This window comes from Paraburkholderia silvatlantica, from assembly GCF_003096715.1.
Taxonomy (GTDB): Bacteria; Pseudomonadota; Gammaproteobacteria; order Burkholderiales; family Burkholderiaceae; genus Paraburkholderia; species Paraburkholderia silvatlantica.
Genome location: NZ_QEOL01000006.1, coordinates 237050 through 261315 on the forward strand (window position 1 = coordinate 237050; position 24266 = coordinate 261315).

A 24266-nucleotide genomic window follows, 5' to 3' on the forward strand; every position below is an offset into this window, starting at 1 on the left:
AAAAAAGATGACGAAGGGGGTTGACAGCTTCGGGCTGCATCGCGATAATTTCCTTCTTCGGCGAATTAGCTCAGTCGGTTAGAGCGACGGAATCATAATCCGCAGGTCCGGGGTTCGAATCCCTGATTCGCCACCAGCATGTCAAAAAGCCTTGCAAATCAATGGTTTGCAAGGCTTTTTCTTTTGTCCGGTGTCACAGCATGTGACCCAGATGATCAAAATTCCCCGCCTGATTCGCAACCGCTTTGGTACCTACTACCTGCGTGTTGTTGTCCCCAAGTTTCTGCACGGCACCTCAAAACAGGTAGAGTTCAGAAAGTCCCTCGGGACCAAAGACTTCCAGCAAGCCAAGTTGCTGGCGCTCCATTTCAATACGCAGATCGAGAGCATGGGGATGAGCAAACCGAAAATCACTGACTTTGACCTGGTGCAACGCAGCCTGGACCACTATCATCGTCCGAGGTGGCGACGGTTCGCTCGAAATCGAAGCCAATGGCCCAGAAGATCACGCACTGGCCCTGCAAGCCATCGAGCACATTGGCAGGTTCAAGGAAGCTGTCACTGTCATTGCAAAACAGCCTATTCCTAGTCCTGCCTCGCCTCCAGAAGCTGTCAGTGGCCCCACCCTGCAAGAAGCCGTCACCGAGTATCTGGAAAAGGTCGAGGTCAAGCCCACAAGCCGCAAGAGCTACAAGACGAAGCTCACATTCCTCGTTAGCAAGCTCGGAGCAGATACCCCATTCGCCAGCATCGACCAAGCCCGTTTCTCCGCGCTGGCAGAAGAAATTGCCGCAGACGATAGCCGCGAGGATAAAACGAACGGCGACTACATCACGATCATTGGCGGATTCATTAACTGGCACCGCATTCGGAAGGGCCTGCCCCAGATCACTGCTGCAACCCTGAAACCCAAGCGCGACAAACCCGCATCACTCGATCGCGATGCTTACTCACTTGTTCAACTGGAAGAACTGTTCAAATACGCAGCCAAATTCAAAACCACCGAGCCGCATAAATTCTGGACTACGCTTGTAGCGGCATTTTTCGGATGCCGCATCGAAGAACTGGCACAGATCAACCTTCATACCGATGTGCTCCAAGACGGGGAAACAGGGGTTTGGTATGTCAAATTCGATGAAGACCCAGATAACGATGGCATTGTTCGTAAGAGCAAGGTCACGTGGTTGATCAGAGCAGCGTGATCGAGGTATCAGGTTTGTCCCGAAACACCGTGAAAAAATACTGGGACCTTGTTCGCCGCCTGAATCGTGGCCTGTGATTGGTACGAGTTTTTTTGCAAGAATTTTCGTGTCACGACGGTGTGTCAGGTAATCAGCGAAGCTGTGCCTTTCTGCAACTCATGTGCAAACCCCTTGCCAGCAGAAGGGAAATCCACCATCTGCAAGCCTGCTCGGAATCGGGACAACCCATCCGCCTGAAAACCCCAAAAACAAGAAAACAAAAACGGGCGAAATCGAAAATCTGATCGGCGCGGCCTTGACTTCCGTATTTTTTCCGTTAGCCTGAATAAAACGGAGGGGTCTTATGACAACAAATATAAATCAGGAATCCAAAAAATTATGCAGTCCTACCATCCTTAATAGAGGAAGCGTCAGCCACGCTTCAATCATCATGCTTGGCAACCAGAAGTGCATCGCGCTCGTCGTTGATAACGTCAAGCGTGTCTTTCTGTATTCGGCCGCGTTGCTTGCTCGCCTGGCCGAAATTGATGTGCTGGTGGTCGATTTTTCAGACATCGAGCCAGAGACTTATCAGGCCCCTAGCGTACTTGGCAAGATATTCGCTGCGCGTGAAAAGCTTGGCATTGGCGACACCCAGGAAGGCAGTGGGCGCACTCGCACAAAGCTGAAAATCTAAAACAGCAAGGTTACTCGGATTCCGGCTATCGCCAGAATCCGAACCATGTCAGGGCGCTGCCCTGATACCCGCTTCGACCACAACAAGAACAACAAGAAAGGAGGAACTATGGCCGAAATGTCATCCACACCGAAGCGTCGAAACCGCATCGAAATCCAATTCAGCGCCGACGAATTTTCACGACTGCAGGAGCTTACCGCTCGTGCGGCATCCAAATCTCCAGGGGCTTACGTCAAGCAAATGGCACTGGATGGCGTACAGCGATCGCGCGTGCGAAATGTCTTCGCCCCAAATTGGGTGCCGCAGTATGTCTTGCATATTCAACAGCTCGCAATCAGTCTTGACGCAATCGCGTCGCATTGCAATCAACAAGGACCGGAGCGCGAGCAGACTATCGACGCCTTGCGGAGCATACGGGCGGAACTGGCGGCCCATCGGAATTACTTCTTCCAGCGTGGTGCACCTGAAACCGAGGAGGACGCGTCATGATGATCAAGATTTTTCATCGCTCGCAGAAACTCAGTGCCGTTGGCCCCGTCCAATACCTATTGAGTGACCGTGACCACACGAAAGCCGTTCGCTCGGTCAAGCCTGAAATCTTGGCGGGCGATCCTGCTGTCACAGACTGCCTGATTGAGAGTTTGCCTTTCAAGCATCGCTATGTTGCGGGCTGTCTCGCTTTCCGACCCAACGAACAGCCGACCGACGAACAGAAACACCATGCAATGGCCCGCTTCGAGCAGTGCTTTCTGGCAGGTCTCACGCCTGACCGGTACAACATCCTCTGGGTCGAGCATCGGGACAAGGGGCGCATCGAGCTCAATTTTGTCGTGCCTCGTGTTGAGTTGAGCACCCACAAATCGATGAACATTCATCCGCCTGGCGCAAAGAATTTGGCCTTCTACAATGCGTTCGTCGCCATCATGAACAATGAGTTTGGCTATGAGCAGGTGGTGCCTAATCCCACTCGACTGCGCGAAAGCGAACATATCAGCAAGATCAATGCGCAGGCCATCCGTGACAACGTGGACATCGATTCAGGCACCTACGCCTCGAAGCTCAAATGGCATGCAAATCTTGTGCGCAAGATCCACGGAGGGAAGATCAGGAATCGCCCCGAACTTATCGAATATCTGCGTGAGCATGGATGTGAGTTTTCGCGCATCGGCTCGGATTACGTCAGCATCAAGAACAAGAAAAATGGCCGAGCCATCCGATTTCGCGGATATATCTACGAGGACAACGGCGGGAAGAACTATCAGCTCGATTGTGTTGGCAACGCGATCCTCACGCCCCAGCACGCGAACTTGCTACGCGCTAAGCTCGACAAATTCACTGCGGAGCGGGCGCAGTTCAATAGATCAACGCTCGCGCACAGCAGACGAACCACATTTCGCAGGATTTCGGGGCAAGCGATACATAGTCGTATTGCTTTGTCTCGCCCGATGCTAGGTCAGATCGTCCAGCAAAAATCGGCCGAAATCCTAGCGCCATATACTGAGCATCGGATTGGCGAGACGCCCTCCACGTCCCGTATCGGCACGCGACCACAAACACCAGCCGTCAACAACGACGCTTCGATGGCATCTAGTACCCGACCACATCGCGCACCGTCTGTGTCAGAGTCGGCCGGTCCTGCTGCGGGCGCACCATCCAGCGCATTAACTGACACCGCCTCGATTGAAATTGAAATCGGGCGGCTCGAAACGCAGCTGGCCGTTGCAGGCGCGAAAGGTGACGCCGAGCGCGCCAGCAAACTTCAACGACAAATCGTGGCCCTACACGCACAAATTGCGGAGATCAGGAGGCGAGCCGGCATCAACGAACAAGAGCGGCGTCTGGCCAAGTTAAACGCATCACAACCTCGGGCATCGTTGAAATTTTGAATACGGGATCATTCGTTTTTACATATCTCGACTAGATGTCCGATGATGTTCCACCCCCGATAAATGCAGTGTTAGCCAGCTCAGGAAATTACTTGAAGGTGGACCGCAGCTCCCTACGGAAAAGCAGAAACGCAAGGAAAACCGCCGAAGGAAAACCCAGCGGCGACCGGAACAGCAGCACGTACGACCACACGGCGGAGAATTTCGCAGCGAACAAGCTCATCAGCGCAGAGACGATCACCACTGCAACGAATGCGAGGCGGGCGGCTGCGTAGCCGCGGATGATGCCGACACCGATTGCAATCCGGATGGTATTCATCACAAGCCCCGTCAATGCCGTCGCGGCAAATGCAGTGGAGGACAGGTGGTAAATCGCGAATACCGATTGAGCGATGATCAGACTACCCACGATTGCGAGCTTCGTCCGCAAGCTGTTCGAGTCGCTTTCTACCGCGCCGAAGATAAACAAACCGACTGACACAACCGCCACGTACTGGAACGAAATCGAACGGGTGTCTGGAACGCCGATGAGAAAGAGAGACAGCGTGATAAGAAGCGCGGACAGATAAATGAAAAAGACAATCGCAGCGCCCTTCAGATTGATCACGCCGCCGGTTTCATCTCCGCCGGCCAGGGTTGTCCCCATGATGATCTCTGCAGTCGTGCGATCGGTCGTTGCATTGATGCCGGCTGCAATCTGTTCGGCGGTGGTGTGAAGTCGCCCACCAGACCACATGCTCCCGCTGGCGTTGTCGCTAAAGGTGCCCTGTGGGCCCCGCTCATGGGCCGAGCCGTTGGAATCGTTGCTCATGGATAGATACCTGTATAGACCTAGAATCCTGAGGAGTTACGAGCTGTGCATAGTCGGCGACGTCGGCCGTGCGCCATGAGGACTGCGCCTTGATGCAATCAGTTGAACAACGGCTTGATATCCTTGCCCTTACCCACCGCCACATCGAACCCGTCCACGGCAAGATTCACATCGATTGCGTGCGTCGATTGATCTTCGCTTCCCGTCACCTGCACCGACTGAACCGTCGCATAGACGATCGCCGGCAGATTCTCGTTACCGCCGTTATCTCGGCTCAGTTCAAATTCAATCTGCTTCGCGGCATCGGTCGGCACGTCTCGCTCATATTTGCGGTTGATACGCGGCGCAAATGAATTCAGGTGATAGCGAATCGTCGTGGTCACGCTCTTTTCGTGCATGACGCCCTTGTTGTCCACTGTACGGGCGACGTCCTGCCAGCTATATCCGACCATGATCTGCTGAAACGAGCCCTGCCACTCGTAGTGTCCTTTCAACGGATCGCCCGCGCTCAGAGACACTGGGTAGAATCCGCGGCCATCGAACACCAGTTTGACCTTCGCAGGCTCCTTCGCCGTCATGGCCAGATCCGACTTGTGGGCGTCCTGAAATTGTTGCTTGTCGAACGGATTCCGAATGCTCGCGTAGCCTGGAAATTTCACTGCGGCCAATTGATCCGGTGTCGTGGTACTCGAGTTCGCGATCGCGTCCACGGTCGTTTGATAGTAGGTCTTCCAGTCTGCCTCGGTCATGCTGTTCAGGCTCAGGTTTAGCTCGCGTGTGTACGTTGCCTTGTCCGCACTCGACAGCGTCGCGACTGACGGGCTTGCAGCAGTCGTGGTCGGTGCGGGGGCAGAAGTCGCGGCGGCCAATTGACGCGGGTTTTCCGCATGCTTATTGCAAGCAGCCATCAACACGACGACCGGCAGAATAGAAATGAATTTGGTTTTCATGATTGTCCCAACACATCACCCCAGAACGTCCAACAGACAGACGCGAGGACACGTTTGCGCCCTCATGCCCCAAAAATCAGTACCACATGCCGATATAGTTGCCGTCCGCGGTTCCGCGCTCCACTACGACGTACTTCAATGTATTCGTCGCGGTGACGAAGCGGTACACCGTCCAGAGAGTTTGCCCCTGCTGCGAGTCGACATAAGGCGTACCATTCATCGCACTCTGAAACGAAGCAGCGGAAACCTGAACCGCCGTCAAAGGTCCCGAGTTCGTCGAGCCAGTGTAAAGCTCAAACGTGGCATTGCCGGTCGCATCAAAGCTCAGCGTTTGCGGGTTGGCTTGGTTGGCCGGGTCGCAATACTGGTTGAAGGTGAACGACTTGCCTGCCAGTTCAGTGACATTGGTGACTTGGGTAGCACTGCCCGTAATCAGGATGTCTGAAGCAGCAAAACCATTGTCGCTGATGCTCCCGCTAGGAGCTGCGCCACAGATTTCATAGGCGCCATCCAAGTTGGGTTCAGCCGTCGTGCCAAGAGGAGTGCCAGTTACCCCATACGGGTCAAAAATCTTGGTGGTGGCCGATGCTGCGACGCCGATCGGGCTTGTATTGGCAACTGCTGTGTTGTTCACCGGCAAGACAATAGGAGCGCTTGAAAGGCCGTAGGTGATTTGCCCGGTCCAGCCGCTTTGAGTCAGGGTTTCAGTGCTCGTTTTGGTGGGGTTGTTATCGACAATGCTTGCCCCGTTCCATGCCGCGCCAGTAATGCCAGCACTAGCGTTGTAGTCGATGTAGCTCGTGGTGAAGGGTTGCACACCATTGGCGTTGGTTGCGGGGCTGCCGTCATCACCTCCACCTCCACCACAGCCAGCCATGAATGCGAAGAAGATAGAGGAAAGTGCGAACTGCGCAAAACGAGACTGATTCATGACGTCACCGAGTGTTCGGATTTGTGTATGGTCAAAAGAATCGGTGTGTGCGAGGCAACGAATGCGGTTGGTGTGCTGTAACCAGAAGGCGTGCGTGCCATCTTCCCCGAGTTTTTTGTAAGACAAATCGTATCGGGGGAAATGGCTTTTTATCTATAGCTTGCGGGTTTAAAGTGCATCAACCCGGAAGCTATATCGCGTGTCTGAGTGGTGAAGTGAAGCAGTTCAGACGCTTGCGGATGGTAAATTCAGAGCCGCAAAGCGAATTAGCTCAGCGTTTGATTGCAAGCCGAGCTTTCGTTTGATGTTAGAGCGATGAGCTTCAACCGTATTGGCGCTACGGTTAATTCGTTCTGCGATTTGATGTTTTGTTAAGCCGTGCCCAATCCACTGAAGTATTTCGATTTCCCGAGACGACAGGGCCATAAGCTGCGTGCTAGCTGATTTCACGCCGCGCACAGAGTCGAGAAAATTTTGATGAACTTCCTTGGGAAAGTAAAGCTCTCCACGGAGCACAACATCAATGGCATCAAGAATTGTTTTGCTCGCATTTGCTTTGTTGATGTAGCCGGATGCGCCAGCAAGAGCGACGGGTTGTGCATATGCAGCATCGGAGTGCATTGATACACAGATAACCTTGGTGTTGGGACATTCTTGTGTGGATTGCTCAATGAGACCCAGAGCCAGCGAGTTGTTGAGCATTAAGTCAACTAATGCTACGTCTGGCTTGAGAGCGCGAATAGCTTCAAGTCCCTCTGGTGCAGTTCCAGATTCCCCCACAACTTTGTAGCTACCAACTGCGTTCAATAGGTTTGCAAGACCTTCGCGCACAATCGGATGATCATCAATGAGGACAATTGTTTTTATCATCTTTCTAATTGATCTCAAGGGTGGTGCCACCGTCACCATTTCTAAAAATCCGCAGCTTCATGCCAAGAAGCTGAGCGCGAGAACGAATACTTCGTAGTCCAAGACCGGTTGACTTATATGCATTGATGTCAATGTCAGGGGAAAATCCAACTCCATTGTCACGCACGCGCAGCAGCACAGCGCCTTTTTGGTCTTCAACGCTAACATCGATGCGAGTCGCTTGGCCATGTCTAAGTGCATTGGAAACCGATTCTTGAACAATGCGGTACAAGTGTAGCGAAGCTTCCGGTGTAAGAAGCTCAGTATCATAGGCATTCGAGAGATGGCATCCGTTGGGCAGGAGTTTGCCAACCTCTGAACACAGTTCACGTAATGCTGCATCTAGATCTCGAACCGAACCGTCGAAAGGGGTTAGCCCGCGAGACAAAGTGCGAATCGCGTTTATCCCCTCGTCCAAGATCGCTGACACCCGTTCAATCACAACCTCGTGCTCCGGATCACCCTCTCTTGCTTTCATTTGAGATAGGCTACCTAGCAATAATGACGCACCGGTTAGTTTTTGTCCCAAATCATCATGCAATTCTCGACCAATTCGTTGGCGCTCTTGCTCACCTTGACGCGTGATTTCTTGCTCGGCTTGCAGCCTTTCTTCGAGAAGCTTTGACACTTGCCCTTGGGTAGAGGCGAGTGATTTAGTTTTTCGTGAGACCTCTGATGCTAGGCGCTTTCGGGATGCCAATAGCAAATACAAAATTGTGCAAGCAGCAAAGCTGATAACCGAACCTGCAAGGTAGCCAATTACTCTGATGTTGCTGCCGATAGGGTCATTGAAATAGCTTTTTGGCGCTGCGAAATCAAGTACGAACTGGCGACCTGCGACGGTAAACGAACGCTCTTCCCGTATTGTGCTTTCATCTGCGGCACTGGGGGCAGCAAAGGAAAATAGTTGGCGTCTAGCTGGATCTGCCGCTTCTCCTGCGTTAGGAAGCGTGCGCAATGTAAGCGACAAAAACTTCCAGTCTTGCCCAGGTACAGCTTCATGGACCAGCGACGGAACATCCACAAAGAGACCGCTAGATCCAATGAAGCGAGATTCCCGGTCAGCGGCAGCGACGACGTCCTTTCCTCTGTAAAACGCTAGACGGATACCCAGCCCGGCTCCCTTGTGACCATCTAGTTGAGGAATTGCCTCGCCTGAAGTGTAAGGTTCAGGCTTTTGAATTGTCGTCTTAATTACGTCAAAGGAAAAGTTCGTCGCAATGTCGCGCCCAAGATAAATTTTATTCACGGGTTCAATGAAGCGAACCACTAACCTATGATCATTGGAGGTTTTTGTCGGGAAAACCTTAAAGTAGGGGCGCGAATCTTCTTTCCTTACATATTCTTCGTATTGCTTTGTTTTGCTAGTTTGAATATAGTCACAAAAATTAAGAGTTACTAAAGATGGAAATCGCTGCTTGAGATTAAGAGATTCGACATATGCGTGAAACTCTTCTTTTGTGGCAAAGCCGGTTACATCCCACAATCCCCTCATGCCAGGCAGAATATCAATGTAGCGCAGCAGTTGGGTTTCAATCTTGTTGCTTGCGTCAGTCGTAAAGCGGCTAAATCGATCACGCGTAGCAGATGCGGCTCGTTCGTCTAATTGAAGAACTATCAGATGAGTAAGCGTGAGCAATGCGCAGAGAAGCACTAGCGTTACAACAAGAGGAAAATCGATGATACGTTTAAACATAATCGATTTTTTAGGTTATCTGATGTTATTGCTATTGATGTTTGAGTGTAGCATTTATCTCTACCCGTGAACAATCTAAAACAAAAATCATGCGGCGCTATGTGAAATCAATTTCATTTCGAAGTGCTTCCAGTATGTAGCTCAAAGCACCTTAGGGTGCTTTTTTTGTGCGTATTGAAGTGCATCAAATCTTTCTGACCTTCTTCACTTCCTCTTTCTCAGCTTGTCTTGGCTGACTCATACCAAAGGTCAAATTTAGCTTTTCCAGTGCCTTTCCGTACACATCCACCATCACAGCAAGCTCAGCCTTGCCGAGCCGCTCTAGCTCGATGCCAGCCTTGTTTCGACCGGATTTTTTTTTATCGAATTGTCCTAGATGCCTTGCGATCGAGGCGGATGAAACCGCGGCTCCCAATTCTGCGGATAGTCTCATGGCTACACCATAAGAAAACTCAATCTTGCAGTGCTTGGCAAAAGCTTCAAGAAAAGCAATGGCTAAGCTTGATCTGAATGACTGCTTGACTCGTGCTTTCGCAGCACCCCAATTCTTTTTCAAGGTGCATCACTTGCACGGGATGACATGCTGGTTTATCGTTATTTCATTCGGATTTCGCGTCTTCTTTCCCTGAGAATCATGAACCACTAGAGGGGTTTCATGGGGATGATGATTTTTCTTGTACACAGAATTCCCCGTGCAATTGATGGAGGTATTTTTTCATTGACGCATGGGTCAGTCTAGCTGTCCATGGGCGTGCGTTGGCCTTGAACAGATTTGACGAACCACACTAGCTTACGCCAGTGGCACCAACCTGCGAACCAGAGATCGGCGAGATTGGATCAGTTTGCCTACTGCGATCATTGGTGAATACCCGGCTACTGGCCGTTCTGCGGCACACCGACGACTCCTTCCCACGTCTCCTCGCTGCTTCGCACGACAGCCAGTCAGCCACGAAATACAGATAGCTGAATCTTGATTGCGATTAACGGGGCCAGATGGTACAGTTACTCCACCACTAACTCTACGTCTGTGACCGGCGAAAATCAGCCTAACCCATTGATTTACAAGGAAACAGCCTGTGAGACAGGGCAATCGGGGAAATTCCCTGATTCGCCACCAGTTGCAAAAGAGAAAGCCGCTGTTCCGCAAGGACAGCGGCTTTCTTCATTTCCGCGGGCCCAGCGTCCGACCGCACCTTCTGCGACTCGTTGCGAAGACACCCATCGGCCATACCCCTTCAGCGTTCGATGCGCTCGCGCGTCACGCGCAGCAGCGCTGCCATCGCGCGGCTCGCCGCATGGGCGTCGCGTTGCGCGATCGCGTCATACACGAGGGTATGGTCGGGCAGCGCGGCGTTGAACACGTCGGCGCGCTTCGCATTCACGCGCAACTGGCCTTCGAGCGTACGCTCGATCAGCGTGCCGAGCGGCACCAGCAATTCGTTGCGGCAAGCGCCGAGCACTGCGAGATGAAAGCGCAGGTCCGCGCGCACCCATTCGTCCACATTGCGCGCCTCGGCCATGGCCTCGTGCGCGGCGGCGATCGAAGCCAGTGCATCGGCGTCGCGCGCGTTCGCGGCGAGCCCTGCCGCAAACGGCTCGATCATCTCACGCATTTCCTGCAGCTTGAGCGCGAACGCGAGCGGCGGCGCCACGCGCGCGTACCAGTCGAGCACGTCGGCATCGAGCAGATTCCACGCTTCGCGCGCCCGCACCCGCGTGCCCACGCGCGGGCGCGACTCCACGAGTCCTTTCGAGGTGAGCGTGCGCAGCGCCTCGCGCAGCACCGTGCGGCTCACGTCGAACGTGGCCATCAGTTCGGCCTCGCGCGGCAGGACCGTCGCGGGCGGGTAGTCGCCGCGCAGGATCGCGCTGCCGAGTTCGTAGGCCACGGTGCCGTGCAGATCGCGTTGAATCGCCGTTCTCCTGGATATTGGGAAGCGTTGTGAAATAATACTATTAATAGCACTTAAAGGCGAGTTTGCAGTAGCATGTGCGCCTGAAGACGTTGCCGCTCGCGCGTGGCGCGAGCGCCGCCCTACCGCTTAAGATCATGGAGACACCGCATGAAAATCACCAGGCTCGAAACCTTCGTCGTCCCGCCGCGCTGGCTTTTTCTGAAGATCGAAACGGACGAGGGAATCGTCGGCTGGGGCGAGCCGATCGTCGAAGGGCGCGCGCATACGGTGGCCGCCGCCGTCGATGAACTTGCCGACTATCTGATCGGCAAGGATCCGCTCCTCATCGAGGACCACTGGCAGGTGATGTATCGCGCGGGCTTCTACCGCGGCGGCCCGATCTCGATGAGCGCCATTGCGGGCGTCGATCAGGCGCTCTGGGACATCAAGGGCAAGCATCATGGCGTACCCGTGCACGCGCTGCTCGGCGGCCAGGTGCGCGACAGGATCAAGGTGTATTCGTGGATCGGCGGCGACCGCCCGAGCGACGTCGCCAACAACGCGCGCGCCGTGGTCGAACGCGGCTTCAAGGCCGTGAAGATGAACGGCTCGGAAGAACTGCAGATCATCGACACCTTCGACAAGGTCCAGGGCGTCATCAACAACGTCGCGGCCGTGCGCGAGGCCGTGGGCCCGAACGTCGGCATCGGCGTGGACTTCCATGGCCGCGTGCACAAGCCCATGGCCAAGGTGCTCGCGAAGGAACTCGATCCGTTCAAGCTGATGTTCATCGAAGAGCCCGTGCTCTCGGAGAACGTCGAAGCACTGCGCGACATCGTCAACCAGACCAGCACGCCGATCGCGCTGGGCGAACGCCTGTATTCGCGCTGGGATTTCAAGCACATTCTCGCGGGCGGCTACGTGGACATCATCCAGCCCGACGCCTCGCACGCGGGCGGCATCACCGAGTGCCGCAAGATCGCGGCGATGGCCGAAGCCTATGATGTCGCACTCGCGCTGCATTGCCCGCTCGGCCCCATCGCGCTCGCCACCTGCCTGCAGATCGATGCGGTGAGCTACAACGCATTCATCCAGGAGCAGAGCCTCGGCATCCACTACAACAAGGGCAACGATCTGCTCGACTACATCAGGAATCCCGAAGTCTTCAAGTACGAAGACGGCTTCGTCTCGATTCCGCAGGGCCCGGGTCTCGGCATCGACGTGAACGAGGAGAAGGTGCGCGAGATGGCCAGGACCGGTCACCGCTGGCGCAATCCGGTGTGGCGTCACGAAGACGGCAGCGTCGCCGAATGGTGATGTGCACATGAACGCCGGTCGCGCGCCGCGCAGCGTATCGTGACGCGCCGGGCGTCGCGTGTTTCGGCGACGCAACGTTTCGCACGGCTTTGCGCGCCATGGGGCGCGCGCTCGCGAGACGCGCGCACGGCTTATGTCGTTTGCGCACACAGCCAGTTCATGGAGGGCCGCGCCGCGCAAGGCGCGGCCCTTATCGAACGCACGCGCCGCCAGTAAGCGCCGCCCGCTGGTCTGCTCCTTGCTGAATCCTTTGCAATCCAACCTCGGTGTTGCAAAAGATTCCATGGACGCGTCGCTTCCCGACTATCTGATCCGCGAACAAGCCGCAGTCGGCTCGCTCGTCGCCTTCGGCTTCCTGCGCGTGCTTGCCGCCGCCATCGCCTTCACGCGCGGCTGGCGCATTCGCTGGGTCGAGTACGCCGCGATCGGCGCCGCGGCGCTGTGGTGCGCGCCGCAACTGATCGCGCTCATCGCCAATCCAACGTCCGTGGCCGCGCTCGCGGAACTCGAAGGCAATGCCACGGGCTGCGCCCTCGCCCTCTTCTTCACACCGATCCTGAGTCACCGGCTCGGCTACGAATAAGGTGCAGCGACGACGTTTCAACCCTGCAACACGTAGGCCGGCACGCTGTGCGCAAGCGCGGCCGCGGTCACGAGCACGCCGATCATCACGATCGCTTCGAGATGGATCACGTTGACGAAACGGCGCGCCGCCGCTGTCGACGCCGCGCGCCGCAACTCGGGCATCGCCACGAGCCGGTTGAAGCCGCCCATCGCCAGCGCGAGCGCAACGAGCACAGCCTTGAGCATCAGCACGCGGCCCCACGTGCTGCCGACGATGGCGTCGATCGAGCCGCCGCTGCCGCGCAGCGCGTCGAACACGCCCGTCGCGATCACGAAGCCCACCGCGAAGAACGCCACGTTCGAAATCTGGCCCGCGGTGCGGATCAGCACGCCGCGTGCCGTCGATGCGCCGAGCGCCGGCAGCACGGCAAGTCCCCCCGCCATGACGATGCCGCTCCACGCGCTCGCGCTGAGCAAATGGAGGGTATGCAGCCCGAGCGCGGCCGAGGCGAAGCCCGCATCGGCGGCATGGCCGAGCCCCGCGCGCCCCGCGGCGACGGCGACGAGCGCAAGCCACAGTACGCCGTCGCGCGCCATGCTCGAAGGCGCGAACGCGCAGCCGAGCAGCACGAGCGCGCCGACGAACGCGACGGTCCACGCGTGGCCGACGTGCGTTTGCGAGAGCACCGTGCCGACCACGCCGAACGCGCTGGGCAACGACTCGCCGCTGACCGACGCGCTCTCGTACAGCATCCACATGATGAGCGCGGCGACGAGCACGAATGCCGAGGCGCGCAGCGAGCGTTGCGCACGCAGCCATGCGAGGCGTGCGGGCGCGACGGCCGTGCGGCCGTCCTTGTCGAGCCACGCGCTGTAGAACGCCGAGCCGAGCGCGAACGCGTAGGCAATGTTGACCATGGCCGCCATGGCGACCTGCCCGATCCAGAGCCAGTCAGCTTTCATCGGACCTCGCCCTCCCGCGTGGCGCGGGTCGCACGGACTGCGCGCGAAGTGGATCGGTCGGCTTGATGCAACGATAGGGAAAGTGCAATTGGAATCATCGAGACAAGTGGCAAGGAAACAACATGAAAACGGCAACAGCAGCACGCAGACGCTTCACCTCGCGCGTCCCGCCAGGGTGCCTGCTTCGATAGCCGCCGCGCCGTTCGGTTCAATGCCGGCTCGATGCGGCGTCGACGCGCATTGCATGCGCGAGCATCGAGCCGGCGCACGAGAGCGCAAGCGGCGGCGGCATGCGCCCGGCATCAGGTCATGCATGCGCCCAGCAGCAAACGGCTCGCCGAGTGTGGCGCGGGTGCGGGACAACCCCGTGTCACCGATCGGCGAACAGGTGCAGAATCATAACCGGCACCGACGCGACGATCGGCCGCAAGCCTGTCGCGGTGGCGCCTCGAACGCATCGGAGAGCGCTTGTGGCGCATGTGGCAAATGGTCACTATGAGTTCCCGATGCTAGAATCTGCTGCGTCGCCGCAGCGCGCCCGGTCTTCTGTTTTCATCGCGCGCAGCCTGGAAGCCGGGCCGTTCGAAGCCTGGTCAGGTCCACGATAAAGATGGAGTTACGCGTGTCCCCAAGACGTATCTTCCGGCCACTCATTCCGCTCGTCGCGCCTTTGGCAGCAGCACTTTTGCTCGGGACGACCGGCGTTCTCAGCGCGGCACATGCCCAGACGGCGGCCTCCGCGCCGCAGCCCAAAGCCCCCGACACGATCGCCGCACGCGTGCAGGGCTGCACCGCGTGCCACGGCGCGCATGGGCAGGGCACCGACAACGACTATTTCCCGCGTCTCGCCGGCAAACCGGCCGAGTACCTGTTCAACCAGCTAATGAACTTCCGCGAGGGGCGCCGCAAGTACCCCCCGATGAATTATCTGGTCACCTATCTCTCCGACGACTACCTGCACGAGATCGCGACGTTCTTCTCGCAGCAGCGGCCGCCCTACCCGCCGCCCGCGAAACCTTCGGTCGGCAGCGACACGCTCGCGCGCGGTCAGCAGATCGTCCTGCACGGCGACACGGCCAGGCAGGTGCCTGCCTGCGCGGCCTGCCACGGTGCGAAGCTTACCGGCATGGAGCCGGCCATTCCGGGTCTGGTCGGCCTGCACATGGATTACATCAGCGCGCAGATCGGCGCATGGCGCTCGGGCTCGCGCCATGCGAAGGCGCCCGACTGCATGCATGAGATCGCCACGCGTCTCACCGACGAAGACGTGAACGCGGTTGCGGCCTGGCTCTCCACGCAGAGCGCGCCGCAGAACCCCGTGCCGGCGCCGGCTGGCTCACTCAAGACGCCGCTTGCCTGCGGCAGCGAACCGCAGTAAGGCGCCGGGGGAGACAGCCAATATGAACCGCAAGTCCCTGTTCGCACTTTCCGCCGTCATCGTGGCCGCCGCCGCGGCCCTCGTACCGGTGCTCTGGTCGGGCACCCACTATCTGCACAATGGCGCCGCGCAGGCCGCAACGCCCGTCGACCAGGCCGATCTCATCAAGAAGGGCGAGTACCTCGCGCGCGCCGGCGACTGTATCGCCTGCCACACCGTGCGCGGCGGCCAGATGTTCGCGGGCGGCCTGCCGATGGCCACGCCGTTCGGCACGCTCTACACGCCCAACATCACGCCCGACGACCAGTACGGCATCGGCAAGTGGAGCGCCGACGACTTCTATCGCGCCATGCACACGGGCCGCTCGAAGGACGGCAGCCTGCTCTATCCGGCGTTCCCGTTCGCGAGCTACACCAAGGTCACGCGCGCCGACGCCGACGCGATCTTCGCCTATTTGCGCTCGGTCCCGCCGGTCAACGTGCCCAGCCGCCCGCACGAACTCAAGTTCCCGTTCAACAACCGCAACCTGCTGATCGGCTGGCGCACGCTGTTCTTCCGCGAGGGCGAATACAAGCCCGATCCGACCAAGTCGGTCGAATGGAACCGCGGCGCATATCTCGTGGAAGGCCTCGGCCACTGCGGCATGTGCCACACGTCCATCAACGCGGTGGGCGGCCCGGTCAACTCGGCGGCCTTCGCGGGCGGCCTGATCCCGCTGCAGAACTGGTACGCGCCTTCGCTCACGTCGAGCGAAGGCGGCCTCGGCGACTGGGACATCAAGGACATCGCGAGCATCCTGAAGACCGGCGTTTCCGAGCGCGGCGCCGTGTTCGGCCCGATGGCGGATGTGATCCACAACAGCCTGCAATACCTCTCGGATGACGACATCCACGCGATGGCCTCGTACCTCAAGACCATCCCGCAGAAGAAGGAAGCGCCCGAAACGATGCAGATGGAGACGTCCGAAGCGTTCGGCGGCGAACTCTTGCAGCAAGGTCAGAAGATCTACCATGACCAGTGTGCGAAGTGCCACGCGGAGAACGGTCTCGGCATGCCGCCGAACTTCCCGCCGCTTGCGAACAACCAGTCGATCCAGATGCATTCGGCCGTGAACCCGATCCGCATGGTGCTCAACGGCGGCTATCCGCCGAGCACGGGGGGCAATCCGCGCCCGTACGGCATGCCGCCGTTCGCGCAGTCGCTCTCGAACCAGGAGGTTGCGGCGGTGGTAACGTTCATCCGCATGTCCTGGGGCAACAAGGGCACGCCGGTGTCCCCGCAGCAAGTCGCAGACCTGCGCTCGTCTCCGCTCGACTGACGCTCCTTTGTTATAGTGGCGGTTGCCTGATAAGGGCGCAGTCCGCGAACGCGCGGGCTGCGCCCTTCGCTATTTGGCGCCGGGGCCGTATGGTGAAAACGGCTCCGTGGCCCGTCAGGCCTGGTTTTGAACGCTGCGCTCGAGCACGGCGCCGCACAGCGGCGGAACACGCTTCCGCCAGCGCGCGTTGCGCTCAAGAAGAACAAGGAGTGGTCGTCATGCACGCCGGTGAGCGTCTGAACAGCATTACTCACCTCGTGGGCGCGATGTTGTCGGTAGCGGGGCTCGTCTCGCTCGTGACGCTCGCGGCGCTGGATCACGATGCCTGGAAGGTCGTGAGCTTTGCGGTATACGGGGCGATGTTGTGCGCGCTGTACACGATCTCGACGCTGTATCACGGCGTGCGCGGCATCCGCGTGAAAGCAGTGCTGCAAAAGTGCGACCATGCCGCGATCTATCTGCTCATCGCGGGCAGCTATACTCCGTTCACGCTGGTGACGCTGCGTGGGCCCTGGGGCTGGTCGCTCTTCGGCGTGAGCTGGGGGCTCGCGGTCCTTGGCATCGTTCAGGAACTCACGCTCGGGCGGCGCACGAGAGCACTTTCGATGGTGCTCTACGTGGTGATGGGCTGGCTCGCGGTGGTGGCGGTTCGCCCGCTCGTCGAAGCCTTGCCGGCCGCGGGCACGGCGTGGCTGCTGGCCGGTGGCGTCATTTACAGCGCCGGTATTTATTTTTTCGTCAATGACGAGCGCATCCGGCACGGACATGGAATCTGGCATCTGTTCGTGCTCGCCGGGAGCGTCTGTCAATTCGTGAGCGTCGCGCGCTACGTCGCGTGACGCGTCAATGCGAAGACATCGTATGGCCGCCGCAGTGTCCGCGGCTGCACGATGCAACTTGACGCCAGACGACGGGTCTCGATAGAGCCGTCCGTTCCATGAAGAAAAAACGCGGCGCGCGCACTGGCGCGCCGTCCGAACAACGCGAAAAGGCGGCTTCACCGGGCGCATTCGAACCCGGCAACACCGCCTGGCTGCGCAGCGCGCCTTCGGGCCGCGAAGCGACGCCCGCGCTACTGCAATACAACAGGTGTTTATGTCTTTCGATTCTCTCGGCTTGTCCGAACCGCTCGTCCGCGCAGTCAACGAACTGGGATACAGCACGCCCACGCCTATCCAGGCGCAAGCGATTCCCGCCGTGCTCGGCGGCGGCGACCTGCTCGCCGGCGCGCAAACCGGCACCGGCAAAACCGCTGGCTTCACGCTGCCGATCCTGCAACGCTTGACGGACATGCCGCCGGCAGCGGGTGGCAAACGCGTGGTGCGCGCGCTGATCCTCACGCCCACGCGCGAGCTCGCCGCGCAGGTCGAAGAGAGCGTGCGCGCCTATGGCAAGTATCTGAAGCTCAAGTCCACAGTGATGTTCGGCGGCGTCGGCATCCATCCGCAGATCGACGCGCTCAGGCGCGGCGTGGATATCGTGGTCGCGACGCCGGGTCGCCTGCTCGATCACATGCAGCAAAAGACGATCGATCTTTCGCAGCTCGAAATTCTCGTGCTCGACGAAGCCGACCGCATGCTCGACATGGGCTTCATCCACGACATCAAGCGCGTGCTCGCGAAGCTCCCGCCCAAGCGCCAGAACCTGCTCTTCTCGGCCACCTTCGCCGATGAGATCAAGGCGCTCGCCGACAGCCTGCTCGACTCGCCCGCGCTCATCGAAGTCGCGCGCCGCAATACCACGGCCGAAACCGTGGCGCAGAAGATCCACCCCGTCGACCGCGACCGCAAGCGCGACCTGCTCACGCATCTGATCCGCCAGCACAACTGGTTTCAGGTGCTTGTGTTCACGCGCACCAAGCACGGCGCGAACCGCCTCGCCGAACAGCTCACGAAGGACGGCATCAGTGCCCTCGCGATTCACGGCAACAAGAGCCAGTCGGCACGCACGCGCGCCTTGAGCGAGTTCAAGGACGGCACGCTCCAGGTGCTCGTCGCCACCGACATCGCCGCGCGCGGGATCGATATCGATCAGCTTCCGCATGTCGTCAACTACGATCTGCCGAACGTGCCCGAGGACTACGTGCACCGCATCGGCCGCACCGGCCGCGCGGGCGCGACGGGTGAAGCCGTGTCGCTCGTGTGCGTGGACGAGCATCAACTGCTCAAGGACATCGAGAAGCTCATCAAGCGCGCGGTGCCCCAGGAGGTCATTGCGGGCTTCGAGCCGGACCCGAACGCGAAGCCTGAGCCGATCCAGCGCCGCAGCCAGCCACAAGGCCGCTCGCCGCGCCAGGGGCAAGGCCAGGGCCGCGGTGCGTCGAATGGCGCAAATGGCGCGAATGGCGGCCGCCCCGCGCAGGCGCGCGAACCGCGCGAACCGCGTGAACCGCGTGAACCGCGTGAACCGCGTGAACCGCGTGAACCGCGTGAGCCGCGTGAGCCGCGCGGCGGTAGTCGCGAAGGCAACCGGGAAGGCGGCCGTGACAGCAACCGCGCGCATGCAGCCAACGGTGGCGGCAACGGCGGCCAGCGCCCGGCCAAGCCGGCCTCGAACGGCAGCGGCGTGCGCACCGCCAAGCCCGTGAAGCAGCAAGGCGCCAATCACGGCGCACAAGGCGCGCGCGGCGAGCATACGCGTCGCGAAAGCCAGCGCGGCGTTTCGCACGAGAGCGCACTGGGCCGCCCGCAACAACGCAAGCCGCAAGGCAACCCGGGCGCACTGCTCGGCGGCCGCCCAGGCGGCAATTCGCGTCGCGACGGCAACGGCCAGCGCGATCGCTGATCTTCGCGTCCAGAAACGAAAAAGCCCGCTCCAGCGGGCTTTTTGTTTTCGCGGGCCGATGATGTCCTAGCGGAAGAAGACGTGTTGCGTGATCTTCGCGAGCGGATAGTGCACGCCGGGCCGGATCTTCGCGGGCAGGTTGAGCGGCTTGAGCAGCATCTTTACGCACATGTCGGCGGAAAGATTGTGGCGCACCAGCTTGTTCACGCGCGCGGTGAGTTCGCGGCTATAGGCCTCGTCGCGCACGCGCTCGGGGTAGCGGCCCGCGTACACGTGGCGCAGCGCGATCTCGGAATCCTCGTTCTTGATTTCCATCACGCGGCGCATGAGCGCGCCGAGCACGGCGAGACGCCCGTGCCCTTCTATCTGGTTGTACTTCTTGAAGTAGCTGAAAAAGTGCTTGTAGTGGCGTACTTCGTCGCTGCGAATGTTGTCGGTGATTTCCTTGAGCACGGGCTCATCCGAACATTCGCTGATCGCGCGGTAGAGCGTGGCGGTGCCGGTTTCGACGACGCAGCGCGCGACCATTTCGAGTGCTCGCGTTTTCTCGAACTCCTCGAACGAACAGGTCTTCGAATACTCTTCGATGAAGGTCTGAAACGCCGCGTCCCAGTCGAACTCGGGCCACACGTACTGGATGTACGTCTTCAGCGCGCGCCCATGCTGAAGCTCCTCGGGCTCCCATTCGCGGTTGAGCCATTCGGAGACCTCGGGGTCGCCGTTGAAGAACACGTTCAGGTTGCTCGTGTAAAGGTCGGAACCGCTTTCAATGAACGAAGAGGCGGCGAGGAGCAACATCAGGTCTTCGTTGGCGGCGGCACGTTCACGGTCGATACGTGTGAGATCGATGTCTTCGATGCGCCAGGGCATCACATGGCGAGGCTCATTGTCGTTACGCATTGTGTCCTACTCCCGAAGTGGCGTTTTACGCCCACGACGCGCGGCGCCCGGCCGGAAGCCCGAGGCCCGGCGAACTGCGCCAGTCACGCGCGGCGAACGTTACAAGCCATCCCTATTTCCATCTTAGCTGTACTTTCGCATAGCTGCAGTCACAAAGCACAGACCGGGCCCGGTTGCCACAGTTCCGGGAATGCGCGACCTCTCCGGATTACGTCATGTAACGATCTCTTGCCGAGGCGCAAACGGAATACCCGCGGGCATACCGTGTTTTGATGCGCAGCGTATTGAAGCGAACGCGCTCGCTGCGTGCCGCGGTGCGGTACGAACTTCAAGTGATTTCGCGAATCTGGGCGGCTCGCACCACCGCTCTCTGCGGGCTCGAATGTCAAAGGGAAAATTTTCGGGGCGTGGTTTGTACAACGCAGCGGCGTTGACTACACTCCAGTTCCCCGAGGTAGATCCCGGGCTGGATGCCGTTTTGGCCGCGCACAGGCGGTCCGGACGGCCGGTCCCACCGGCCAGTCGATTCTCCCCGGTCGCAGGCTTTCGCTCACACCACCGCATTCCTGTCGCTGCGCCGCCCCGCGGGCCGCAACCGGCGACCTCTGATGCGGCAACACGGAGAGAACGATGCTGAGTCCGCATGAATTCGCCACCCTGCTGCTAGTACAGGACGCCCCCAACCAGCTCGACATGGAGCGAGAAGAACTGGACGCCTTGCTCGAACGACAGCTCGTCCAACTGGAGCGCCTTGCATCCGGCCTTCAGCAATGGCGACTAACCGAAATCGGCGATTCTGCGTTACGCGCCATCAAACGATGTTCGTAGCCTGATTCCGCGGACCGAGTGCCCGCGCAGCCACAGGCTCCATTGCCCTTTTTCGATTTGCGCGGACGCATGGATCGTCCGCCAGCCCGACTTGTCGGGCACGTCCCCGATGCAGGCGCACGGCAGTAGACGTACGCGCCTGCAGTGCATGGTCACGCGGACCCGCGCGCTTCATGCCCGCGTGACCATTTTTTTACGCATGCCTCCTTGCGCGCGCACAGGCGCGCACCCTGCCGCGGCACGAATCGCCTGGTCGCCTACCCGGCTCGCAGCGTGGGGTCGGCCGCTGCGCGCCAGCTCAGCGCCTGCGCGCGCTGCGCGTTGAGGAAATTCACCCATTCACCCCGCGCCTCGCCATTGCCGCTCTTGCCGAGCGCGGTGTATTGCTGCGCGAGCTGGGCCTGGAAGCCGCAAAACTGGTCCTGGGGGAGCCTGCCGCGCCGATTGGCGACCCACGCGTCGAAAATGGCCGCGTAGACGCCCGGCGCGTACGCACCGAAATCGACCGCCTGGCCGCCGCACATCTGCTGCAAAGCGGCGAGCGAGGGCGCGCGCCCCCCGCCCTCCGGGCCCGGCGGCGCGCCCACGCACCCCGCGAGCAGCACGGCCGCACCGATCATTGCAATTGCACGCATGATTGCCTCGTTATCGTTTTCGACTGGTTGGAACGATTGCATCCCGGTCAGGTATTGTCGCACCGGTCGCACCGCGCCGCGCAAGCGACACGCTGGCCGTTGCGTGCCGCCGCATCGAGCGCAAATCGCTTTCGGGCTATGCTGGGTTCGATGCCGCGCGCCTCGTTGCGCGGGTCGACGGCCGGTCGACGCGCTTACCGCCGCGCACCTTCCAGGGGGACTGCACGATGCCTCAATCGCACGCCGGGTCTTACATCCTCGCGCTGGACCAGGGCACGACGAGTTCGCGTGCCCTGCTGCTCGAGCGCGGCGGCGCAATCGTCGCGCTCGCGCAGAAGGAGTTCGCGCAACTTTACCCGCGGCCCGGCTGGGTCGAGCATGATCCGCGCGACATCTGGTCGAGCCAGGCGGGCGTCGCGGCCGAGGCGCTGACGCGCGCGGGCGTGGGGGCCGCCGCGATTGCGGGCATCGGCATCACGAACCAGCGCGAAACGACCATCGTATGGGATCGTGCAACGGGTCAGCCCGTGTACAACGCCATCGTCTGGCAGGACCGCCGCACCGCCGGCTATTGCGACGAACTGAAAGCGCGCGGCCTCGCGCCGATGGTGCGCGCGAAAACCGGCCTGCCGATCGACGCGTACTTTTCGGCCACGAAAATCCGCTGGATTCTCGATCACGTCGAGGGCGCACGCGAAAAAGCGCGCGCAGGCCGGCTCGCGTTCGGCACCGTGGACAGCTGGCTGCTGTGGCACTTCACACGCGGCGCGCTGCACGCCACCGACGTCACCAACGCCGCGCGCACGATGCTCTTCGACATCCACAGGCTGCGCTGGGACGACGACCTGCTCGCGCTCTTCGAGATCCCGGACAGCATGCTGCCCCAGGTGCGTTCGTCGTCGGAGGTCTACGCGCGCACGGCAGCGTCGCTCTTCGCAGCCGAAATCCCGCTTGCCGGTGTTGCGGGCGACCAGCATGCGGCGCTGTTCGGGCAGATGTGCATGCGCCCCGGCATGGTGAAGAACACCTACGGCACCGGCTGCTTTCTCGTGATGAATACCGGTGCGCAGCCCGTCGAGTCGAGCCACAACCTGGTCACGACCGTCGCGTGGCAAGCGCTCGGGCAAACGCAATACGCGCTGGAGGGCAGCATCTTTATCGCGGGCGCGGTGGTGCAGTGGCTGCGCGACGGGCTCGGCATCGTCCGCAGCGCAGCGGAGATCGAACCGCTCGCGGCCAGCGTTCCGAACAGCGACGGCGTGTACCTCGTGCCCGCGTTCGCCGGCCTTGGCGCGCCGCACTGGAACCCACACGCGCGCGGCACGCTGTTCGGGCTCACGCGCGGCACGACCGCGGCGCATATCGCCCGCGCGGCGCTCGACTCGATCGCTTATCAATCGTTCGACGTGCTCGCCGCCATGGAGGCCGATTCCGGCATGCACGTGAGCGAGCTGCGCGTGGATGGAGGCGCCAGCGCGAACGATCTGCTCATGCAGTTCCAGGCCGACCTGCTGGGCGTGAACGTGCTGCGGCCTCGCTCGAGCGAAAGCACCGCGCTGGGCGCGGGATATCTGGCCGGGCTCGCGGTGGGGTTCTGGCGCGATATCGGCGAACTCCAGCAGCACTGGAGCCTCGAGCGCCGCTTCACACCCTCGTTGCCGCGCGGCGATGCGGCCAGGTGCCTGGCCGGCTGGCAGCGCGCGATCGTCGCGGCAAAAGCGTGGGCCGACGCCGGCTGCGCAGACGCAACGGACGATGCCTAAGCATCGCACGCCGCGTGAGCGCTGCGAGCAAAAAGCAAAAGCACGTATGATGGGAGGTTTCCACCTTCCCGCCTGCCTGGCTCAAGGCGCGCGCACCGGCCGCTGGCCGCGCGCTGCCCGGCCTCTCGTTTCACGCATGATCGACCATCTCATCTGCGACTGTGACGGCGTGCTCGTCGACAGCGAAGTCATCGCCGACCGCGTTCTGTTCGATACGCTCACCAGCACCTTTCCCGGCATCGATTTTCACGCCGCCGTGAATGCCGCGTTCGGCCAGCAGACCTCGCGCTTTCTCGCCGACGTCGCCGCGCGCTTCGACCTCACGATGCCCGCCGACTTTCTCGAGACCATCGAACATCGTTGCGAAGCCGCCATTGCCGAATCGGTGAGCCCGATCAACGGCGTGCGCGACGCCCTGCGCCAGGTGACGCTGCCTGCCGCCGTCGTCTCGAACAGCCGGCTCACGCGCGTGCACGCTTCGGTGCGGCGCGCCGGGCTCGACACGATCTTCGGTGAGCGTATCTTCAGCGCCGAGCAGGTCGCGCGGCCCAAGCCTTATCCGGATGTGTACCTGCACGCGGCGCAACAACTGGGCGTGGAGCCGGCGCGCTGCATCGTGGTCGAAGACAGCATTTCGGGTTTGAACGCCGCGCGCGCGGCAGGCATGAAGACGATTGCGTTCGTGGGCGCGAGCCACATTCCTTCGGGTTACGCCGACGTGCTGCGCGAGATGGGCATCACGCGCATCATGGCGCACATGGACGAACTGCCGGCGCTCGTCGAAGCCGGCATGCGCGGCGAATTCGGCGACGTGCAGTCGTAAGGCTGCGCGCCCCATCGGCGCGCCGGCCGCAACAGCC

23 protein-coding genes, 1 tRNA gene and 1 pseudogene are annotated in these 24266 nt (G+C 60.2%); 15 read left to right on the forward strand and 10 right to left on the reverse strand.

The window, feature by feature from the left end; genetic code table 11:
• The first annotated feature begins 59 nt into the window (after positions 1–59).
• The 6 genes and pseudogenes from C7411_RS11030 (at position 60) to C7411_RS11050 (ending at position 3764) form a co-directional block, all read left to right on the forward strand.
• A tRNA-Met gene (locus C7411_RS11030) sits at positions 60–136 on the forward strand.
• 75 nt (positions 137–211) lie between these two features.
• A pseudogene (locus C7411_RS38895) lies at positions 212–373 on the forward strand (DUF6538 domain-containing protein); the annotation flags it as partial.
• A gap of 46 nt (positions 374–419) precedes the next feature.
• Positions 420–1202, forward strand: a complete 783-nt coding sequence (locus C7411_RS11035) for a site-specific integrase (protein ID WP_110384344.1) — start codon at positions 420–422, stop codon at positions 1200–1202.
• Positions 1203–1545: 343 nt separating this feature from the next.
• Positions 1546–1878 (forward strand): hypothetical protein, encoded by a 333-nt coding sequence (locus C7411_RS11040; RefSeq protein ID WP_133253636.1) that lies wholly within the window; start codon positions 1546–1548, stop codon positions 1876–1878.
• Between the two features lie 108 nt (positions 1879–1986).
• Positions 1987–2367 (forward strand): hypothetical protein, encoded by a 381-nt coding sequence (locus C7411_RS11045; RefSeq protein WP_110384346.1) that lies wholly within the window; start codon positions 1987–1989, stop codon positions 2365–2367.
• Entirely contained in the window at positions 2364–3764 is a 1401-nt protein-coding gene (locus C7411_RS11050) for a relaxase/mobilization nuclease domain-containing protein (protein WP_110384347.1), read from the forward strand. Before C7411_RS11045 ends, C7411_RS11050 begins: the two co-directional genes overlap by 4 nt.
• 88 nt (positions 3765–3852) lie before the next feature.
• Here the strand turns inward: C7411_RS11050 and C7411_RS11055 are convergent, their stop codons facing one another.
• The 7 genes from C7411_RS11055 to C7411_RS11085 form a co-directional block, all read right to left on the reverse strand.
• Positions 3853–4575: a hypothetical protein gene (locus C7411_RS11055; protein WP_110384348.1), complete on the reverse strand. Its 723-nt coding sequence runs from the start codon at positions 4573–4575 to the stop codon at positions 3853–3855.
• 98 nt (positions 4576–4673) lie between these two features.
• Entirely contained in the window at positions 4674–5525 is an 852-nt protein-coding gene (locus tag C7411_RS11060; RefSeq protein ID WP_133253637.1) for a hypothetical protein, read from the reverse strand.
• A gap of 76 nt (positions 5526–5601) precedes the next feature.
• The gene (locus C7411_RS11065) at positions 5602–6582 is read right to left on the reverse strand and encodes a hypothetical protein (protein ID WP_116603283.1); all 981 of its coding nucleotides are present in this window, start codon (positions 6580–6582) and stop codon (positions 5602–5604) included.
• A 99-nt stretch (positions 6583–6681) separates the two neighbouring features.
• Positions 6682–7365, reverse strand: coding sequence for a response regulator transcription factor (locus C7411_RS11070; protein ID WP_110384351.1), 684 nt, complete (start codon positions 7363–7365; stop codon positions 6682–6684).
• Positions 7331–9061: an ATP-binding protein gene (locus C7411_RS11075; RefSeq protein WP_110384352.1), complete on the reverse strand. Its 1731-nt coding sequence runs from the start codon at positions 9059–9061 to the stop codon at positions 7331–7333. Before C7411_RS11075 ends, C7411_RS11070 begins: the two co-directional genes overlap by 35 nt.
• Positions 9062–9245: 184 nt before the next feature.
• Positions 9246–9617, reverse strand: coding sequence for a hypothetical protein (locus C7411_RS11080; RefSeq protein WP_133253638.1), 372 nt, complete (start codon positions 9615–9617; stop codon positions 9246–9248).
• 679 nt (positions 9618–10296) lie between these two features.
• A complete protein-coding gene (locus tag C7411_RS11085) occupies positions 10297–11010 on the reverse strand; it encodes a FadR/GntR family transcriptional regulator (protein ID WP_243413123.1) in 714 nt (237 codons plus the stop codon).
• Positions 11011–11124: 114 nt separating this feature from the next.
• Between C7411_RS11085 and dgoD the strand changes: the two genes are divergently transcribed.
• The gene (dgoD, locus tag C7411_RS11090) at positions 11125–12273 is read left to right on the forward strand and encodes a galactonate dehydratase (protein ID WP_110384355.1); all 1149 of its coding nucleotides are present in this window, start codon (positions 11125–11127) and stop codon (positions 12271–12273) included.
• A gap of 283 nt (positions 12274–12556) precedes the next feature.
• Positions 12557–12856, forward strand: coding sequence for a hypothetical protein (locus tag C7411_RS11095; protein WP_110384356.1), 300 nt, complete (start codon positions 12557–12559; stop codon positions 12854–12856).
• A 17-nt stretch (positions 12857–12873) separates the two neighbouring features.
• Here C7411_RS11095 and C7411_RS11100 read toward each other — a convergent pair whose 3' ends face one another.
• A complete protein-coding gene (locus C7411_RS11100) occupies positions 12874–13800 on the reverse strand; it encodes a copper resistance D family protein (RefSeq protein WP_110384357.1) in 927 nt (308 codons plus the stop codon).
• A gap of 610 nt (positions 13801–14410) precedes the next feature.
• On the opposite strand from C7411_RS11100, the gene C7411_RS11105 reads away from it, so the two are divergent.
• The 4 genes from C7411_RS11105 to C7411_RS11120 all read left to right on the forward strand — a co-directional run bounded on the left by C7411_RS11105 (position 14411) and on the right by C7411_RS11120 (position 19280).
• On the forward strand, positions 14411–15178 hold the full coding sequence (locus C7411_RS11105) for a c-type cytochrome (protein WP_110384358.1): 768 nt from the start codon (positions 14411–14413) through the stop codon (positions 15176–15178).
• Between the two features lie 22 nt (positions 15179–15200).
• Positions 15201–16496, forward strand: a complete 1296-nt coding sequence (locus tag C7411_RS11110) for a c-type cytochrome (RefSeq protein WP_110384359.1) — start codon at positions 15201–15203, stop codon at positions 16494–16496.
• A gap of 218 nt (positions 16497–16714) precedes the next feature.
• Positions 16715–17335, forward strand: a complete 621-nt coding sequence (gene trhA / locus C7411_RS11115) for a PAQR family membrane homeostasis protein TrhA (protein ID WP_110384360.1) — start codon at positions 16715–16717, stop codon at positions 17333–17335.
• 256 nt (positions 17336–17591) lie between these two features.
• Positions 17592–19280, forward strand: coding sequence for a DEAD/DEAH box helicase (locus tag C7411_RS11120; protein ID WP_110384361.1), 1689 nt, complete (start codon positions 17592–17594; stop codon positions 19278–19280).
• 66 nt (positions 19281–19346) lie between these two features.
• Here C7411_RS11120 and C7411_RS11125 read toward each other — a convergent pair whose 3' ends face one another.
• The gene (locus tag C7411_RS11125) at positions 19347–20180 is read right to left on the reverse strand and encodes a ferritin-like domain-containing protein (RefSeq protein WP_309147578.1); all 834 of its coding nucleotides are present in this window, start codon (positions 20178–20180) and stop codon (positions 19347–19349) included.
• A 630-nt stretch (positions 20181–20810) separates the two neighbouring features.
• Between C7411_RS11125 and C7411_RS11135 the strand changes: the two genes are divergently transcribed.
• Positions 20811–21008, forward strand: coding sequence for a hypothetical protein (locus tag C7411_RS11135; protein ID WP_028205977.1), 198 nt, complete (start codon positions 20811–20813; stop codon positions 21006–21008).
• A 257-nt stretch (positions 21009–21265) separates the two neighbouring features.
• On the opposite strand, the gene C7411_RS11140 is transcribed toward C7411_RS11135, so the two are convergent.
• Entirely contained in the window at positions 21266–21643 is a 378-nt protein-coding gene (locus tag C7411_RS11140) for a hypothetical protein (protein WP_165822780.1), read from the reverse strand.
• A 227-nt stretch (positions 21644–21870) separates the two neighbouring features.
• On the opposite strand from C7411_RS11140, the gene glpK reads away from it, so the two are divergent.
• On the forward strand, positions 21871–23406 hold the full coding sequence (gene glpK, locus C7411_RS11145; protein ID WP_110384419.1) for a glycerol kinase GlpK: 1536 nt from the start codon (positions 21871–21873) through the stop codon (positions 23404–23406).
• 136 nt (positions 23407–23542) lie between these two features.
• The gene (locus tag C7411_RS11150) at positions 23543–24229 is read left to right on the forward strand and encodes an HAD family hydrolase (protein WP_110384363.1); all 687 of its coding nucleotides are present in this window, start codon (positions 23543–23545) and stop codon (positions 24227–24229) included.
• Positions 24230–24266: the final 37 nt, after the last annotated feature.